Source organism: Martelella mediterranea (assembly GCF_004342225.1).
GTDB lineage: Bacteria > Pseudomonadota > Alphaproteobacteria > Rhizobiales > Rhizobiaceae > Martelella > Martelella mediterranea_B.
This window is the reverse complement of record NZ_SMAR01000001.1, coordinates 117,611-133,863: the sequence shown is the minus strand read 5'-3', so window position 1 is coordinate 133,863 and position 16,253 is coordinate 117,611. Positions and strand designations below refer to the sequence as shown.

The following is a 16,253-nucleotide window of genomic DNA, read 5'->3' as shown; positions in this document are numbered from 1 at the left end:
AACATGGCAACACCGCTGATCGTTTCCGAGGTGACCAAAAGCTTCACCATGCATCTGCGTGGTGGCATCACGCTTCCCGTCATCAACAATGCCTCGTTTTCCGTCGAAGCAGGCAGCTGCGCCGTGCTTGGCGGGCCGTCCGGCATCGGCAAAAGCTCCATTCTGAAGATGGTCTACGGCAACTATGCCGTTGACAGTGGCCAGATCCTGATCAGCCATCATGATCAGATTATTGATCTTGCAAGCGCCGACCCGCGCAAGGTTCTGTCCGTCCGGCGCGACACACTCGGCTATGTCAGCCAGTTTCTCCGAGCCCTGCCCCGCATCTCCGCTGTTGATGTTGCAGCTGAGCCACTCCTGGCATGCGGTGCCAGCCAGAAAGTGGCCCGAAGCAGAGCGAAAGAGCAACTGGCCCGCCTCAACTTGCCGGAAGCGCTGTGGGATCTGCCTCCGGCAACTTTTTCCGGGGGCGAGCAGCAGCGCGTCAATATTGCCCGTGGCTTTATCACCGATCACCCGGTTCTGCTTCTTGATGAACCAACGGCCTCGCTGGATGCGGCAAACCGCAGCGTCGTAATCGAGATGATCTGTGAAAAAAAGCAGGCCGGAACCGCACTTCTCGGCATCTTTCATGATGAGGAAGTGCGCAATGCAATCGCCGACACGATCATTGATGTCTCGGCCTTTTCACCGAGAAAGTCGGCAGCATGACAAAATCGCTTGGGACTGAACCCAGCATCGATCCGACGGCATCGGTGACGGACTCGACCCTCGGCCGCTACACGGAAGTTGCCGAGCGCTGCCGGATCGCCGAAACAGAGATGGGAGGTTACTCCTACATCATGCAGGACGGTTCAGCCTGGTGCGCAACAATCGGGAAATTCGTCAACATCGCTGCCGCCGTTCGCATCAACGCCACCAATCACCCGGTCGAACGCGCCACCCTGCACCATTTCACATATCGTTCGCGCGACTACTGGCCCGATGCTGACCATGACCAGGCTTTCTTCGCGCAAAGACGCAGCAAGCGCGTTGTCATCGGCCATGATGTCTGGATCGGTCATGGTGCGACTATTCTGCCCGGCATTACAGTCGGAAATGGTGCTGTGATCGGTGCAGGCGCGGTCGTCACAAAAGACGTCGAACCATACACAATTGTCGGCGGCGTTCCGGCGAAATTGATCCGCAGACGTTTTCCACAGGCCATCGGTCAACGCATGGATGCGCTTTGCTGGTGGGACTGGAGCCATGACGACATCGGCAAGGCCCTGAACGATTTCAGAAGCTTATCAGCGGAAGACTTCCTGTCGCGTTACGAGAACTGAGCTTTTGTCATGCAAGGCTCGGTTTTGTTAGAATTCTGATACAAAAGTGACATTTTCCCTTTAATGACGCGTCTTATGAAGATCACAGGGAAGCCGGTTTAGTGACCGGACACGGTGTGTCTGCACCCAAATTCCAGCAAATCGAAAGTTGCTCCGGTATGAATTTTGAGCTCAAGAACGTCACACGGCGTTTCGGCAAAAATATTGCCGTGAATTCGGTTAATGTCGATATTCCACAGGGCCAGATGGTCGGCGTCATCGGTCGCTCCGGTGCGGGCAAATCAACGCTCCTTCGCATGATCAACCGCCTGATCGACCCTTCCGAAGGAAATATCCTCTTCGGCGACACCGATGTATCGAAGCTGAAAGGCAAAGCACTGCGCGACTGGCAGCGTGATTGCGCAATGATCTTTCAGCAATTCAATCTCGTGCCCCGACTGGATGTTCTGACCAATGTGATGCTTGGTCGCCTCAATCACCGCTCGACCGCCAAAAGCCTGATGAACGTCTTCACACGCGAAGAACGCATCATGGCCATTGCCGCCCTTGAGCGCCTTGGCATTGAACAGACAGCGCTGCAGAAAGCCGGTACGCTTTCCGGCGGTCAGCAGCAGCGTGTGGCGATTGCCCGCGCGCTGATGCAGGACCCGAAAATGGTTCTGGCTGATGAGCCGATCGCTTCGCTCGATCCGCTCAACGCCAAGGTGGTGATGGATGCGCTGCGCGATATCAACGAGCGCGAAGGCATCACAGTCATTACCAATCTTCACACGCTGGACACCGCACGCGCCTATTGCGAACGCATCATCGGCATGGCCCATGGCTCTGTTGTTTTCGACGGTCCGCCGAGCGAACTGACTGCTGCTGCGGTTCAGGAGATTTACGGCTCCGACAAGGATGGTGCCGGAATCAACGAAAGCATGACCTCGACCAGCATCAACCATGAAAAGCTGGCCCGTCATGCTGCTGCAAATCAATCTGCCAATGCGGGGGACCCGCCATTGGCAGAAGCAGAAGCGGCAGCACCCTGACCGCTTCATTATGATCGTCGGCCCGCGTCAAGGGCAGCATTTTATCCCCTAAATCCCGGCAAAGCCGGACAACTGGAGAGAAAGTCATGTTCAAGAAAATTCTTCTGGCAACCGCAGCCCTTGCTGCACTGAGCACCTCGGCCATCGCTCAGGATATGAATGAATTCCGCATCGGCATCCTCGGCGGTGAAAACGAAGCCGACCGCCTGCGTAACTTCCAGTGCATGGTCGACAAGCTGCCGGAAGTTCTCGGCGTTGAGAAAGTCTCGCTGTTCCCGGCTGCTGACTATGACGGCGTGATCCAGGGCCTGCTCGGCGGCACGCTTGACTATGCCGAACTCGGCGCCTCCGGCTACGCCAAGGTTTATCTTGCTGATCCCGATGCTGTTGATCCGATCCTGACGACGGTTCAGACCGATGGCTCGATGGGCTATCACTCCGTCATGGTTGCCCGCAAGGACAGCGGCATGACCGCGCTGGAAGACATGAAGGGCAAGAAGCTCGGCTTTGCTGACCCGGATTCCACGTCCGGCTTCCTCGTCCCGACCGTTACGCTGCCGGAAGCAACCGGCGCACCGGTTGACGAATTCTTCTCCGAAACCGGCTTTGGTGGCGGTCACGAAAACCTCGTTCTCGAAGTCGTCAAGGGCACATTTGATGCCGGCACGACCTGGGCTTCGGGTGTTGGTGAGTTCGAAGACGGCTACACATCCGGCAACCTGCGCAAGATGGTCGACAAGGGCATCCTCAACATGGACGATCTGGTTCAGCTGTGGGAAAGCCCGCTGATCCCGAACGGCCCGGTTGTTGTGCGTTCTTCCATGAACGACGACACCAAGCAGGAGTTCAAGGAATTCATGATCAACCTGCCGGAAACTGATCCGGAGTGCTTTGCAGCCATCCAGGGCGGTGATTTCAAGGGCTTCTCCGAAGTCAATGTCGACTTCTACAAGCCGATCATCGCAGCACGTAAGGCCACCATTGGCGGCTGATTACTGATTACAAAATACATCCGCACCGCCTTGCCGGCCCCGGCCAGGCGGTGCGGGCAGTTTTGACGCATTTCCCTACGATCTTTTCAGGACGTCACATCAAAATGGCCACCGGACCGAACAGCACACCGCGCCTAAGCGAAAGCGGCAAGCGCGTGGAAGACCACTGGCGTCAGCTCGCGGCGACAAAGCGGCTCTACACCATTCTCACGCTTGCCGTTCTGTTCGTTTGTCTGGCTGCCTCACTCTGGTTCGCCAACGAAACCAATGCCGGCAAGTTCTTCGACCGGCTGCCGCATTTCTTCGACTTCTTCGGCGATCTGATACCGCGCGATCCGTTCGAGGTTTTTCGCGCGCTGTTCGATCGTCCGTCACCTTATTTCGATGGCTCGTTCCAATATGATTACCCGGACGGCCGGTTCTATCTTTTCGGCACGGATTTTTATATTCCGGAATATTTCTATGCGATGCTGCAGACGCTCAACATCGCAATCGCCTCGACCATTATCGGCTTTTTCTTCGCATTCATCCTGTGCTTCTTCGCTGCAAGAAACCTGACGAAAAACGTCTGGTTGCGCGGCACAGTGCGTCGCATCATGGAAGTGCTGCGCGCATTTCCGGAGATCGTTCTGGCGGGCTTTTTCCTCGCCATTCTTTCCATTGGCCCGATTCCGGCAATGATTGCCGTGACGATCCACACCATCGGCGCACTCGGAAAACTGTTTTTCGAGGTTGTTGAAAACGCCGACATGAAGGCCGATGAAGGCCTAAAAGCCGCCGGTGCCAACTGGATTGAGCGCGTCTGGTTCGCCATCGTGCCGCAGGTTTTGCCAAATTTCATGAGCTACTTCCTGCTGCGCCTTGAGATCAATGTGCGCGCCTCCACCATTATCGGCGCCGTCGGTGGTGGTGGTATCGGTGAGCTGCTGCGCCTTTCGATCAGCCGCGGCCACGCCGCCCAGACACTGGCGATCGTGCTTCTCCTGTTCTGCACCATCGTCGCCGTTGATCAGTTTTCTGCCTGGCTCAGACGCCGCCTTGTCGGCAATGAAGCCTTCGCCCCGGCAATGTAAGAGGTTTTGTCATGTCCGTTATCGATGCCTCTGAAATGGAAGCCATCGCCGCGCGCCACCCTGAACTGATGCACGGTTCAATGAAATCGCGCATCCGCTCGCTCTCGCTTGTGGCTGGGGCGGTACTTTATCTGGCGTTCTGCTGGTGGTTTTTCTCCGTTGGTGCAGTGCTTGGCTCCGCCAACTGGGCGATTGCCGGAAATTATCTGGCTGACTGGGTCTCATGGGAAGCCCGCCCGACAATCGAGATCGAGGCTGATGGCGCGATGAGCATTAAGTATCCGCGCTTTTCGCCGCTCGGCGAGAATCCCGACCCGGCCTGGCTGACCTCCACCAGCGAGACCATGACCCGCACGATTGAAACCGGCGGCTCATCTTCGGCACCCTCCACCTCATCTTCATCGTCCGGCTCATTCATGTTCGTGGCACCTGAAAACGCAGGTGCACAGGGTGACCCGGCGGCTGATACCGGCCCGACCACAGAAACCGTAACGGAAAATGTCGTTACCAGCGCCAATATCGTGATTGGCAAGCGGAAGATCGTCGAAGTCCTGCCGGAATCCGTTCGCGTGACGCGCGGCAAAGAAACCGTCACTCTGGCGCTCGTCCATGATGACGGGGTTTATCCGGAAAGCGATCTGCCTGCGTGGCTGGAGCAGGCCCGTCCGGGCGCCAAGGTTTACGCCTGGTTCGGCTTTGATGGATATGTCGAAATCCGCGACGACAAGATCATCGTTCACAAGCGGTTTCTGGGCTGGGAAAACTTCTTCTTCGACACAAATTCCGACTATTTTGGCATGACATTCGGCCAGGTTGTAAGCCATCTTTTCTCATCCGAGAGGCTGGACCCTGCAATGAGCAACTGGAAGCTCGCTGCCAACGATTTCCTTTATAATCCGTCATGGCAGCATCTCGATGTCTGGACCAAGCTGCTGCAAACCATCGTCATGGCCTTTGTCGGCACATTATTTGCAGGCATTCTGGCGTTTCCACTGTCCTTTATCGCTGCACGCAACATCACGCGCAACAAGCCCGTGAACCAGCTGACAAAGCGGTTTTTCGACTTCCTGCGCTCGGTCGATATGTTTATCTGGGCGCTGTTCTTCACCCGCGCCTTCGGCCCCGGACCGCTTGCCGGTATTTCGGCAATTTTCTTCACCGACACCGGCACGCTCGGCAAGCTTTACTCCGAGGCGCTTGAAAACATTGATGACAAGCAGCGCGAAGGCGTCAAATCGGTCGGCGCTCCGCCGCTTGCAGTTCAGCGCTTTGGCGTGCTGCCGCAGGTTCTGCCGGTCTTTTGTTCGCAGGCGCTCTACTTCTGGGAATCGAATACACGTTCAGCCACCATTATCGGCGCTGTGGGCGCCGGTGGTATCGGGCTGAAATTGTGGGAATCGATGCGTACAAACTCCGACTGGGAGAATGTCGCTTATATGGTGGTTCTGATTCTGCTCGTTGTGTTCCTGTTCGACCACATTTCTAACGCCCTGCGGTCACGTTTAATGGGAACTCATAACGCCGACCGGCATTGATCCTTTCAGGCAGGTACAGTCGCACTTGTCTGAACCGTCGAATCCCGTCAGGTTTCGACGTCCGTCAATGCCGTTTTTGAGGAAGTCCCGTTGCGATACGCTGTTTATTTTACACCCGCCGAAGATGATCCGCTGACTGTTGCCGTTAATCAGTGGCTTGGCTATAATGCGTTTACCGGTGAAAACGTTCCCTACCCTCAAACCATTGCCGTGCAGCCAGGGCGCATGAGCGCGATTACCGCAGCACCTGCACGCTACGGCTTCCACGCAACGCTGAAAGCGCCGTTCCGTCTGGCAGAGAACTTCACGTCTTCGGCACTGGTTGCAGCTTTCGATGTTTTTTGCCGTCAGCAGCAGGCTTTCGATCTTCCTGAAATCCAGATTGGCCAGCTCGGCTCATTCTTTGCGCTGGTGCCAGCCCAACCATCTGAAAAGCTTCAAAGCTTTGCCGCCCACGCGGTTGAATATTTTGAGCCGATGCGCGCGCCTTTGACGGAAGAAGAAATTGCCCGCCGCAAGCCGGAAGCGTTAACGGAAGTTCAGCGCGACCACCTCATGCAGTGGGGCTATCCTTATGTTTTTGATGAATTCCGTTTTCATATGACACTGACCGGCAGCGTTCAGGGCACGGACCGCCTCGCCATCCAGAAAGAACTGGAAGCCTATTTCGCACCGTTTGCGGGCAAGCCGCTGACGATTTCGGGTCTCGGCCTTTTCGTTGAAGAAGACCGGGGTGCGCCCTTCACCATCCACCGCTGGCAGCCGCTATCCGGCGGCGCTGATTGAAAGATACGAGAATGACTGCTGAAACTGTTCTGACCAACGCCAAGATCGTCCTCGAAGATTCCATTCTCGACGGAACGCTTGTCATCCGCGACGGCAAGATTGCCGACATTTCTGAAGGCAAAGTAGCAAACGGCGAGGATTTTGGCGGCGATTACCTCATTCCCGGCCTGGTGGAATTGCATACCGACCATCTTGAGGGGCACTATTCGCCGCGCCCTGGCGTGCGCTGGAACAAGATCGCAGCCGTTCAGGCCCACGATGCACAGATCGTCACATCGGGTATCACGACCGTATTTGACTGCCTGCGCATGGGCTCCGATGAAGATGGCGGCTTTCAGGCTGGCGAAATGCGCGATATGGCCGATGCCATCCGCACCGCAGAAGACGAAGACCGGCTTCGCGCCCAGCATTTTCTGCATCTGCGTTGCGAGGTTTCTTCCGCTGACGTGATCGAACACTTCTCCGATTTCGAAAACGACCCGCATGTGAAACTGGCATCGCTGATGGATCATGCGCCGGGGCAGCGGCAGTTCACCGACATTTCGCAATATACCCTTTACTACAAGACCAAACGTGGCCTGACCGACACGCAGTTTGAAGAGTTCGTCAAACGCCGTCAGGACGCTTCAGCGAAATATGCAGATAAGCACCGTCGCATGATCGCCGATCACTGCGAAGCCCGAGGCATCACTGTAGCCTCACATGATGACGCCACACCGGCCCACGTTCAGGAGGCGCTGGACCACGGCGTCAAGGTTGCAGAATTTCCAACGACACTGGATGCAGCAAAAGCCTCACATGGCGCCGGGCTTTCAGTGCTGATGGGCGCGCCGAATGTGGTGCGCGGCAAATCGCATTCCGGCAATATCGCAGCCCGAGATCTTGCCAGACACAAGGTTCTCGATGTTCTCTCGTCGGATTACGTACCGCTGTCGCTGCTCTACGCACCTTTCGTCCTTTCTGATGAAGTCGAGGAAATCAGTTTGCCGGAAGCACTGCGCATGGTCACGTCAACACCTGCGCGTTCGGTGAGCCTTGATGATCGCGGTCGCATCGCACCGGGTCTGCGCGCCGATCTGGTCCGGGTTTACCGCCCGGAAGGCGTTCCGGTCACGCGCGCCGTCTGGCGCGGTGGAAAGCGCGTGGCTTAATCGCCATGGCTGAGAGGAAAGAAAGCGGGCGGATCATTGTTGTGGTCGGCCCGAGCGGTGCAGGCAAAGACAGCCTCATCAATCACACGCTCGATCATTTCGATGGAGAAGAAAAGGTTCAGCCGGTCCGCCGCGTCATCACCCGCCCCTGCGATGGCACGACAGAAGACCATGCGACCATGACAATGGCGGCTTTTGATCAATCAGAAGCTGACGGCGCATTCGCCGTTTCTTGGGCAGCTCACGGCCTGAAATACGGCATTCCAGCTGAAATCCGCGATTTCGTCCTTTCCGGCGGCATAGCAATCTGCAACGGGTCGCGCTCTGCCCTGCCGCTTTTTCAGGAAGCCTTTGGTCATCTGACCGTCATCAACGTCACGGCACGGCCAGAGATTCTGGCAGCGCGGTTGGAAGCACGTGGACGCGAAAGCCGCGACGACATTTTGCGGCGCCTCGCCCGTTCGACCATGGATGTGCGTGGCGATTTCGATGTTGTTACCATCGACAATTCCGGCGCGCTGGAAGACGCAGGAGACAGGCTCATTGCCGTCATCAAGGCTGCCCTGACCGCAGATCGGTAGGGCAGTATCAAGCCTCTGCCCTTCGCGGGTTTTCTCAGTGACCAGTGGCGCTGGAAAACAGGTTCATCACCACCACGCCACCAATGATCATCGCGATTCCGATCGCTCCGGCCAGATCAAGATTCTGTTTCAGATAGAAAACGCTGATCATGGCCGTTAGTACAATGCCCAGCCCGGCCCAGATCGCATAGGCGATACCCAGTGGAATGACCTTCAGCGCCTGCGAAAGGCAGAAGAAAGCCACAAGGTAAAATACGACCACACCAAGCGTCGGCAAAAGCCGGGAAAATCCCTCGGATTTCTGCAGCAGGGTCGAACCGATCACCTCGCAGACGATTGCAAAACCAAGTGCGCTATAAGCCGCGATTGCCGGGTTCATTGTGAAGTCCTTTATTCGTTAAAATATCGCTTTTGCTAACGCTGTCGCCGTTTCGCAAACCTCAGTTGTTTCCGTCTGACTGCCAAATGCTCTATAGCATCGGCCCAAAACCGGAATCGATTTTCGGAAAGCACGATGCTTAGATTCAATAGGCCAGAGCGTCCGTTGTGCATCCGAATGGATGCACGGCGCTCTAGTGGGCCTCGTCCCAGTTCAGTGCAGCGCGGGCATCGACCTGGAGCGGCACGGCCATGGAAACAGCAGGCATCGACGCATTCTCCATCACGGAGACGATCAGATCCCTGGCCTGATCGACAGCGGCATCTTCAATTTCGAAAATCAGTTCGTCATGCACCTGTAGCAACATCTTGACCTGATCGCCGAGGCCTGCCTCAACAAGCGCCGGCTCCACACGGATCATGGCGCGGCGGATCACATCTGCCGCCGAGCCCTGAATTGGCGCATTGATTGCCGCACGCTCATTGAAGCTGCGCACCTGATGATTGGATGACCTGATCTCCGGATAATGGATGCGACGCCCAAAAATAGTCTCGACGAAACCATGATCGCGGGCCTGCGCCTTCGTGGCTTCCATATAGTCCTTGATACCTGGAAAGCGCTCGAAATAGCGTTTGATATATTCGCTTGCTTCTGAACGTTCGATACCAAGCTGATTGGCAAGCCCGAATGCGGAAATACCGTAAATGATGCCAAAGTTGATCGCCTTGGCACGGCGGCGCACCTCACCGGGCATGCCTTCCACCGGCACGCCGAACATTTCCGAAGCTGTCATCGCATGAATGTCGATCCCATCGGCGAACGCCTGTTTCAGTTGAGCGATATCGGCAACATGGGCCAGAACGCGCAGTTCGATCTGGCTGTAGTCAGCCGATAGCAGCTTGTGGCCCTTGTTGGCGACAAAGGCGGTTCTGATCTTGCGACCATCGGCTGTACGCACCGGAATATTCTGAAGGTTCGGCTCCGATGAAGACAGACGCCCTGTCGTGGTCGCGGCCAGCGAGTAAGATGTATGAACCCGCTTGTCCTCAGGATGAATATAGCCCGGCAACGCATCCGTATAAGTTGACTTCAGCTTCGAGACCTGACGCCATTCAACGATCTTGGAGGGCAGCGGATGTCCTTCAGCCGCCAGATCATCCAGCACCTGCACCGATGTTGACCACTGTCCGCTCTTGGTTTTCTTGCCTCCGGGCAAACCCATCTTGCCGAACAGGATTTCGCCCAGCTGCTTGGGCGAGCCGATATTGAATTTCTCGTCCGCCAGCTCATAAATCTCGTCTTCATAAGCGGCGGCGCGCTGCGCCAGCTCGCCGGAAAGCCGGGACAAAATCTGACGGTCGACGGATATTCCACGCTCTTCCATGCGCGCCAGAACCGGAAGTAAGGGCCGTTCCAGCCGCTCATAAACCGTGGCCACACGTTCTGCTATCAGCCGTGGCTTCAGCACCAGCCAAAGGCGCAGGGTGACATCGGCATCCTCTGCCGCATAAGCGGTGGCGCGGTCGATATCGACATAATCGAATGTGATCATCGACTTTCCGGAACCGGCGACCTCCTTGTAGGGAATCGGCTTGTGACCCAGCCATTTTTCCGAAAGCGCATCCATGCCATGACCGCCCATGCCGGAATCCAGCACATAAGACAGAAGCATCGTGTCATCGAAGGCTTTCACGGCAATGCCATAACGCAGCATGACGAGATAATCATATTTGAGGTTCTGCGCGACCTTGAGAACAGCCTCATCTTCAAGCAGCTCTTTTAGCGTCGCCAGTGCATCGTCAAACGGGATCTGTCCTTCTGCCAGCCCGCCACCGAGAAGATCGCCTTGTCCGCTTTTGTGCGCCAGAGGAATATAGGCAGCGCGAATGACCTGCTTGTCGTCTTCAGCGTCTTCATCATAAAGCGCGAGTGAAAAACCGACGAGTTCTGCCTGCATCGCATCCAGAGATGTGGTCTCAGTGTCAAACGCACACAATCCCTTATCGCGGGCTGCATCAACCCAGGCTGCCAGCGTATCGAGATCGCGAATGGTCACATAGGCCTTGTTATCAATCGGCAGCGAGGAAAAACGCTCAGCCCGCGCTTGGGCGAGCGCCGCCGCGGTCGCTTCTCCGCTTAAGCTGGGCTCATTCGCTTTTGGCGCGGATGCAGATGATGCTTCGGTATCTGCATCGCCGGTATCGAGATCGGGGCCATGCGCATCCGCGCCCCATTCAACGCTGACATCTGCCGGTTCAATCTCAGATGCTTCCGTACCCGTCGCCTCCGCAACACGGCGCGTCAGCGAATTGAAACTCATCGCCTTCAAAAATGCGACCAGCTTCGGACCATCCTGATCATCCAGTGCCAGCGAATCGAGATCCAGTTCAACCGGGCAATCGCGCTTCAGCGTCACCAGTTCACGCGAAACCTTCACCAGATCCTTGTTAGCCACGATATTCTCGCGTCGTTTCTTCTGCTTTATCGTCTCGGCCTTCTCCAGAAGTGTGTCGAGATCGCCAAACTCTTCAAGCAGTGTCGCCGCCGTTTTCGGCCCAATGCCCGGAACGCCGGGAACATTGTCCACTGAATCGCCGGTCAACGACTGAAGATCGATCATCTTTTCCGGTGGCACGCCCCATTTCTCGATGACTTCAGCAACACCGATCTGTCGGTCTTTCATGCCGTCATACATATGGACCTTTGGCCCAACCAGCTGCATCAGATCCTTGTCAGAAGAAATGATGGTTGCTTCAGCGCCGGCTTTCACCGCCAGATCAGCATAGGTCGCGATAATATCGTCGGCCTCATAACCTTCCATCTCGATACAGGGTAGATTGAATGCCCGCGTTGCCTCGCGAATCAGCGCGAACTGCGGCACCAGATCTTCCGGCGGCGGTGGACGATGCGCCTTATATTCGGGGTAGATCTCCTTGCGGAAAGTCTTCGATGAGAAATCAAAGATCACAGCCAGATGTGTCGGCGTTACGCCCACAGATGTATCGCGCGCCTGTGTCAAAAGCTTCCAGAGCATATTGCAGAAACCCGAAACCGCACCAACCGGCAAGCCGTCGGATTTGCGCGTTAAAGGCGGCAACGCATGAAAGGCGCGGAAAATGAAGCCCGAGCCGTCGATCAGGAAAATGTGGTCGTCTTTTTTCATGGCAGAAGGCATAACCCGAGCGCCCGAAAACGTCCATCACAAAGCTTTGATATCACCGTCATGTCCATTTTGATGCGCGTCAAAACCGGAAATCGCAGAAAAAAGCGACAAAGCATGAGTTTATTACCGATTTGTAACGAAACGCAGCTGCGTTTCCCTTGAATCGACACATTTCGAAGTACAAATACAAATCAACGGCGCACGAAAACGCCGATGCCTGATAGAGGCTCGTCCCCCGCCTCATCAGACAAAAGGACAAAGGCTCCATCCCCCCTCTCCGGCCTTTGTCCACTAAAGTACCGCCATGGCCCGCCCCCCTCCAGGCCATGGCGGTTATATTTTGACCAAATCTCCCAAAAAGATCAGAAATAATTCTTTAATGCCTGACAACATGCCACCGTTTCATTCCGGTAGCGCTTGGCCTATGTTGCCGCAGTTATAGCTTTCTTTATTGCACTTAGATCGAGGTTTACGATGAGCGACCTGAATGCGCTTTTAAAACGCGCCGACGACAACCTTCCTTCCAGTCTGGATAAGCTTTTTGACCTCCTTCGCATACCGTCGATCTCGACCGATCCGGCATACAAGAAGGACTGCACCGCCGCTGCAAACTGGCTGGTCGATGAGTTGAAGACACTGGGCTTCATGGCAACAGCACATAAAACAAAGGGGCATCCGATCATCGTTGCCACCAGCGAAAATGCGCCGGAAAATGCGCCGCATGTGCTGTTTTATGGCCACTATGACGTTCAGCCAGTGGATCCCCTGAACCTGTGGGATGACGAGCCTTTCGATCCGAAAATCAAGGATATGGGTCAAGGCCGCAAGATCATAACCGGGCGCGGCTCTTCCGATGACAAGGGCCAGTTGATGACCTTTTTGCAAGCCTGCAGAGCCTATCGCGAAGAAGAAGGCGAGCTGCCTTTGAAAATCACCATCATGTTTGAAGGTGAGGAAGAATCCGGCTCCCCCTCGCTGCCAGCCTTTTTGGAAGAGCATGGAGACCTCGTAAAAGCCGACTTTGCCCTGGTTTGCGACACCGGCATGTGGGATCGTGAAACGCCTGCAATTGCAGCGACACTACGCGGCCTCGTTGGCGATGAAGTGGTCATCACGGCTGCAGACCGCGACCTGCATTCAGGCTTCTTCGGGGGTGCTGCGGCCAACCCGATTCACATTCTGGCCGACATTCTGGCTGGTCTGCATGACGAAAACGGCCGTGTGACACTGCCCGGTTTTTATGACGGTGTTGAAGAAACGCCGGAAGACGTGAAGAAAACATGGGAAGCGCTTGGTGAAACCGATGAGCGTTTTCTGGGCGAAATCGGACTTTCCGTGCCTGCCGGCGAAAAAGGTTATTCGGCATTGGAACTGACCTGGGCACGTCCGACAGCAGAAGTAAACGGCGTCGCCGGGGGCTACACTGGCGACGGCTTCAAGACCGTGATCGCCGCTCAGGCTTCAGCAAAGGTTTCATTCCGTCTTGTGGGCAAGCAGGATCCGGCGAAAATCCGCGAAAATTTCCGGGCCTATGTTCAGTCCAAACTGCCGGACGACTGCAAGGTAGACTTCCACCCCCATGGCGGCTCACCCGCCATTCAGCTTGATTACAACGCACCCTTCCTGAAAAAGGCTCAAGGGGCACTCAGCGACGAATGGCCCAAACCGGCTGTTGTCATCGGCATGGGTGGCTCGATCCCGATCGTGGGCGATTTTCAGTCAAAACTTGGCATGGATTCGCTTCTGGTTGGCTTCGGCCTGAATGATGACCGGATTCATTCGCCGAACGAAAAATATGAGATGAACTCTTTCCACAAGGGCATTCGCTCGTGGATTCGCATCATGAATGCGCTGGCGAAATAACAGCTCAGACAGGCAGAGGCCGGCAAAATGCCGGCCTTCAGCTTCTGTTAACTTTACAAATGGTCATTTAGCTTCCGAAGATAGAGACAGCAGCCTCGCCTTAATATGAACTTAAAATGATCCATCTAGGATCAGCACTGAACGGAAGATTCGAGGCGACGTCGCCGATGGCCGGAAAGAAAAAGAACCGCAGCAAGACCGAACCGTCCCTGTCCGGAAAAACAGCGGCGTCCAGAAAGCCTGCGAAAAAGAAATCCGGCAAGGTCAGCACTGCCAGCGCGAGAAGAACGAGCACGAGACGACCAAAGCGCGGCGTTTTCGGCCGGTCTGTCCGCTTTGTCTTTTACTGGGGATGTGTTGCCGCCATCTGGGGCGGGATCGTTGTTGCAGGGATCATCATCTATTATGGCGCGAAGCTGCCACCGGTCGATGAATGGGCCATTCCCGACCGAGCACCCAATGTGAAAATCGTTGCCAATGACGGCTCGCTGATCGCCAATCGCGGTGCCAATGGCGGTGAAGCGCTCTCCATCAACGAAATGTCACCCTATATCCCGATGGCCGTTGTCGCCATTGAGGACCGGCGTTTCTATTCGCATTTCGGCGTGGACCCGATCGGCCTCGCCCGGGCAATGGTTACAAACATCATGCATGGCGATGTCGTTCAGGGCGGCTCTACGCTGACCCAGCAACTGGCCAAGAATGTGTTGCTGACCCACGCCCAGACGCTGGAACGCAAGGTTCAGGAAGCGCTGATGGCGCTCTGGCTGGAGCACAAATACACCAAGGACCAGATCCTGGCGATGTACCTGAACCGGGTCTATTTCGGCTCCGGCGCCTATGGCGTTGAGGCCGCCTCCCAGCGCTATTTCGATAAATCCGCCCGCGATGTGACGCTGGGGGAAGCAGCACTTCTGGCTGGATTGTTGAAAGCCCCTTCCAGGCTTTCGCCGGCGCGCGACCCGCAAGCAGCAGAGTCCCGTGCACAGGTGGTTCTCGGCGCAATGCACGATCAGAACATGATCAGCGATAGCGACATGGCAACCGCTATGGCTCGCGAGCCGAAAAAAGCTCCGAGCTACTGGTCTGGCGCTGAGCATTACGCCGCCGATATGGTGATGCAGGACTTGCCTGACCTCGTCGGGAAGGTTGAAACCGATATCGTGGTGCACACGACCCTCGATCCCGGCCTTGAACGTGATGCGGAAACCAGCCTGAAGAATGCGCTCGATAAAAACGGCAAGAAGGACCGCGTTGGCCAGGGCGCTCTTGTCGCCCTTGATGCAACAGGGGCAATCCGTGCCATTGTCGGTGGACGGGATTATGCCAAGAGCCAGTATAACCGTGCAGCCGTTGCCAAGCGCCAGCCCGGCTCGGCCTTCAAGCCCTTCGTTTATGCCAAAGCTCTGGAAATCGGGGATCACCCAAGCTCAGTGCGCAATGATGCACCCATCCGCATCGGCGACTGGACTCCTGAAAACTATGAGAAAACCTATGCAGGGCCGATGCTGCTGACCGAGGCACTGGCGGAATCGGTCAATACGATCGCTGCCCAGCTGGTGATGGAAGCCAGTCCGGAAGAAGTGGTCAAGCTGGCGCACAAACTGGGCATCGAATCCGATATAACCGCCAATGCCTCGCTTGCGCTTGGCACGTCAGAAGTCACACTTCTGGAGCTGACCGGTGCCTATACCGCCTTCATGAATGGCGGGTTCAAGGCAACGCCCTACTTGATTTCGAGCATTGAAACGACGAAGGGCAAGCCGCTTTACAAGGCAGACTATGCCAATCCGCCGCGGGTTCTCTCGCCGCAGGTTGCGGCCAATATGAACGGAATGCTGATGCGGGTTGTCACCGAGGGTACAGGCCATAATGCACAAATTCCCGGCTGGCAGGTCGCAGGCAAGACCGGAACAACCCAGTCCTCCCGCGATGCGCTTTTCGTCGGTTTCACCTCGAACCTTACAGCCGGTGTCTGGCTCGGAAACGATGACAATTCGCCGATGAGAAATGTGACCGGCGGACGGCTTCCGGCTGAAGTCTGGCATGATTTCATGGCCGAAGCACATCAGGGTCTGAAGCCGAAACCGCTTTATGGGGGTGGCAAACTGATCGAACCGGCCCCCGCCCGTCCAAACAGTTCCGGCGACAATGGCAACGGCACAACGCTGGTCGAGCTTTTGGGACGGCTGAACGGAAACAACAAAAGCGGCACCAATGCCAGTACCGGAAATGATGGAATGCCCGTTCCGCCAGGCTCGGTTGGAGAGGCACAACCAGCACCGGAACAACAGAAGCGACGCGGAATACTGCAACTGTTCGGCGGCGGCTGATATTCATCATGTTAGCTATGCTGTTTCAGCATATTGCCCAT

General features: G+C 56.0%; 13 protein-coding genes. 11 read left to right on the top strand and 2 right to left on the bottom strand.

From position 1 onward, the window contains the following. Positions 1 to 3: 3 nt before the first annotated feature. The 9 genes from phnL (at position 4) to phnN (ending at position 8,474) form a co-directional block, all read left to right on the top strand. On the top strand, positions 4 to 711 hold the full coding sequence (phnL, locus tag EDC90_RS00590; RefSeq protein WP_132307444.1) for a phosphonate C-P lyase system protein PhnL: 708 nt from the start codon (positions 4 to 6) through the stop codon (positions 709 to 711). Beyond that, positions 708 to 1,325: a DapH/DapD/GlmU-related protein gene (locus tag EDC90_RS00585; protein ID WP_132307442.1), complete on the top strand. Its 618-nt coding sequence runs from the start codon at positions 708 to 710 to the stop codon at positions 1,323 to 1,325. The genes phnL and EDC90_RS00585 overlap by 4 nt, the downstream gene beginning before the upstream one ends. Before the next feature lie 158 nt (positions 1,326 to 1,483). Then, positions 1,484 to 2,356, top strand: a complete 873-nt coding sequence (gene phnC / locus EDC90_RS00580) for a phosphonate ABC transporter ATP-binding protein (protein WP_132307440.1) — start codon at positions 1,484 to 1,486, stop codon at positions 2,354 to 2,356. 86 nt (positions 2,357 to 2,442) lie between these two features. Next, positions 2,443 to 3,348: a phosphonate ABC transporter substrate-binding protein gene (gene phnD, locus EDC90_RS00575; protein WP_132307438.1), complete on the top strand. Its 906-nt coding sequence runs from the start codon at positions 2,443 to 2,445 to the stop codon at positions 3,346 to 3,348. 104 nt (positions 3,349 to 3,452) lie between these two features. Further along, entirely contained in the window at positions 3,453 to 4,421 is a 969-nt protein-coding gene (gene phnE / locus EDC90_RS00570; RefSeq protein ID WP_132307436.1) for a phosphonate ABC transporter, permease protein PhnE, read from the top strand. Positions 4,422 to 4,432: 11 nt separating this feature from the next. Further along, positions 4,433 to 5,956: a phosphonate ABC transporter, permease protein PhnE gene (phnE, locus tag EDC90_RS00565; RefSeq protein ID WP_132307434.1), complete on the top strand. Its 1,524-nt coding sequence runs from the start codon at positions 4,433 to 4,435 to the stop codon at positions 5,954 to 5,956. A gap of 90 nt (positions 5,957 to 6,046) precedes the next feature. Continuing rightward, positions 6,047 to 6,742: a DUF1045 domain-containing protein gene (locus EDC90_RS00560; protein WP_132307432.1), complete on the top strand. Its 696-nt coding sequence runs from the start codon at positions 6,047 to 6,049 to the stop codon at positions 6,740 to 6,742. An 11-nt stretch (positions 6,743 to 6,753) separates the two neighbouring features. After that, positions 6,754 to 7,893 (top strand): alpha-D-ribose 1-methylphosphonate 5-triphosphate diphosphatase, encoded by a 1,140-nt coding sequence (locus tag EDC90_RS00555; RefSeq protein ID WP_132307430.1) that lies wholly within the window; start codon positions 6,754 to 6,756, stop codon positions 7,891 to 7,893. Positions 7,894 to 7,898: 5 nt separating this feature from the next. Next, positions 7,899 to 8,474, top strand: coding sequence for a phosphonate metabolism protein/1,5-bisphosphokinase (PRPP-forming) PhnN (gene phnN, locus EDC90_RS00550; RefSeq protein WP_165972696.1), 576 nt, complete (start codon positions 7,899 to 7,901; stop codon positions 8,472 to 8,474). 34 nt (positions 8,475 to 8,508) lie between these two features. On the opposite strand, the gene EDC90_RS00545 is transcribed toward phnN, so the two are convergent. Further along, complete coding sequence (locus EDC90_RS00545) at positions 8,509 to 8,853, bottom strand: DMT family transporter (RefSeq protein ID WP_132307428.1); 345 nt, start codon at positions 8,851 to 8,853, stop codon at positions 8,509 to 8,511. A 193-nt stretch (positions 8,854 to 9,046) separates the two neighbouring features. Beyond that, a complete protein-coding gene (gene polA / locus EDC90_RS00540) occupies positions 9,047 to 12,016 on the bottom strand; it encodes a DNA polymerase I (RefSeq protein WP_132307426.1) in 2,970 nt (989 codons plus the stop codon). Positions 12,017 to 12,490: 474 nt separating this feature from the next. On the opposite strand from polA, the gene EDC90_RS00535 reads away from it, so the two are divergent. Both EDC90_RS00535 and EDC90_RS00530 read left to right on the top strand, forming a co-directional pair. After that, on the top strand, positions 12,491 to 13,879 hold the full coding sequence (locus EDC90_RS00535; RefSeq protein WP_132307424.1) for a dipeptidase: 1,389 nt from the start codon (positions 12,491 to 12,493) through the stop codon (positions 13,877 to 13,879). 167 nt (positions 13,880 to 14,046) lie between these two features. After that, on the top strand, positions 14,047 to 16,212 hold the full coding sequence (locus EDC90_RS00530; protein ID WP_132307421.1) for a transglycosylase domain-containing protein: 2,166 nt from the start codon (positions 14,047 to 14,049) through the stop codon (positions 16,210 to 16,212). The last annotated feature ends 41 nt before the right edge of the window (positions 16,213 to 16,253 follow it).

Excerpts from the sequence above, each read along its gene's own strand:
- polA (WP_132307426.1), bottom strand. The coding sequence starts at position 12,016 with ATGAAAAAAGACGACCACATTTTCCTGATCGACGGCTCGGGCTTCATT.
- phnC (WP_132307440.1), top strand. The coding sequence starts at position 1,484 with ATGAATTTTGAGCTCAAGAACGTCACACGGCGTTTCGGCAAAAATATT.
- phnD (WP_132307438.1), top strand. The coding sequence starts at position 2,443 with ATGTTCAAGAAAATTCTTCTGGCAACCGCAGCCCTTGCTGCACTGAGC.
- EDC90_RS00585 (WP_132307442.1), top strand. The coding sequence starts at position 708 with ATGACAAAATCGCTTGGGACTGAACCCAGCATCGATCCGACGGCATCG.
- phnN (WP_165972696.1), top strand. The coding sequence starts at position 7,899 with ATGGCTGAGAGGAAAGAAAGCGGGCGGATCATTGTTGTGGTCGGCCCG.
- phnL (WP_132307444.1), top strand. The coding sequence starts at position 4 with ATGGCAACACCGCTGATCGTTTCCGAGGTGACCAAAAGCTTCACCATG.
- EDC90_RS00530 (WP_132307421.1), top strand. The coding sequence starts at position 14,047 with ATGGCCGGAAAGAAAAAGAACCGCAGCAAGACCGAACCGTCCCTGTCC.
- phnE (WP_132307434.1), top strand. The coding sequence starts at position 4,433 with ATGTCCGTTATCGATGCCTCTGAAATGGAAGCCATCGCCGCGCGCCAC.
- EDC90_RS00535 (WP_132307424.1), top strand. The coding sequence starts at position 12,491 with ATGAGCGACCTGAATGCGCTTTTAAAACGCGCCGACGACAACCTTCCT.
- phnE (WP_132307436.1), top strand. The coding sequence starts at position 3,453 with ATGGCCACCGGACCGAACAGCACACCGCGCCTAAGCGAAAGCGGCAAG.
- EDC90_RS00555 (WP_132307430.1), top strand. The coding sequence starts at position 6,754 with ATGACTGCTGAAACTGTTCTGACCAACGCCAAGATCGTCCTCGAAGAT.
- EDC90_RS00545 (WP_132307428.1), bottom strand. The coding sequence starts at position 8,853 with ATGAACCCGGCAATCGCGGCTTATAGCGCACTTGGTTTTGCAATCGTC.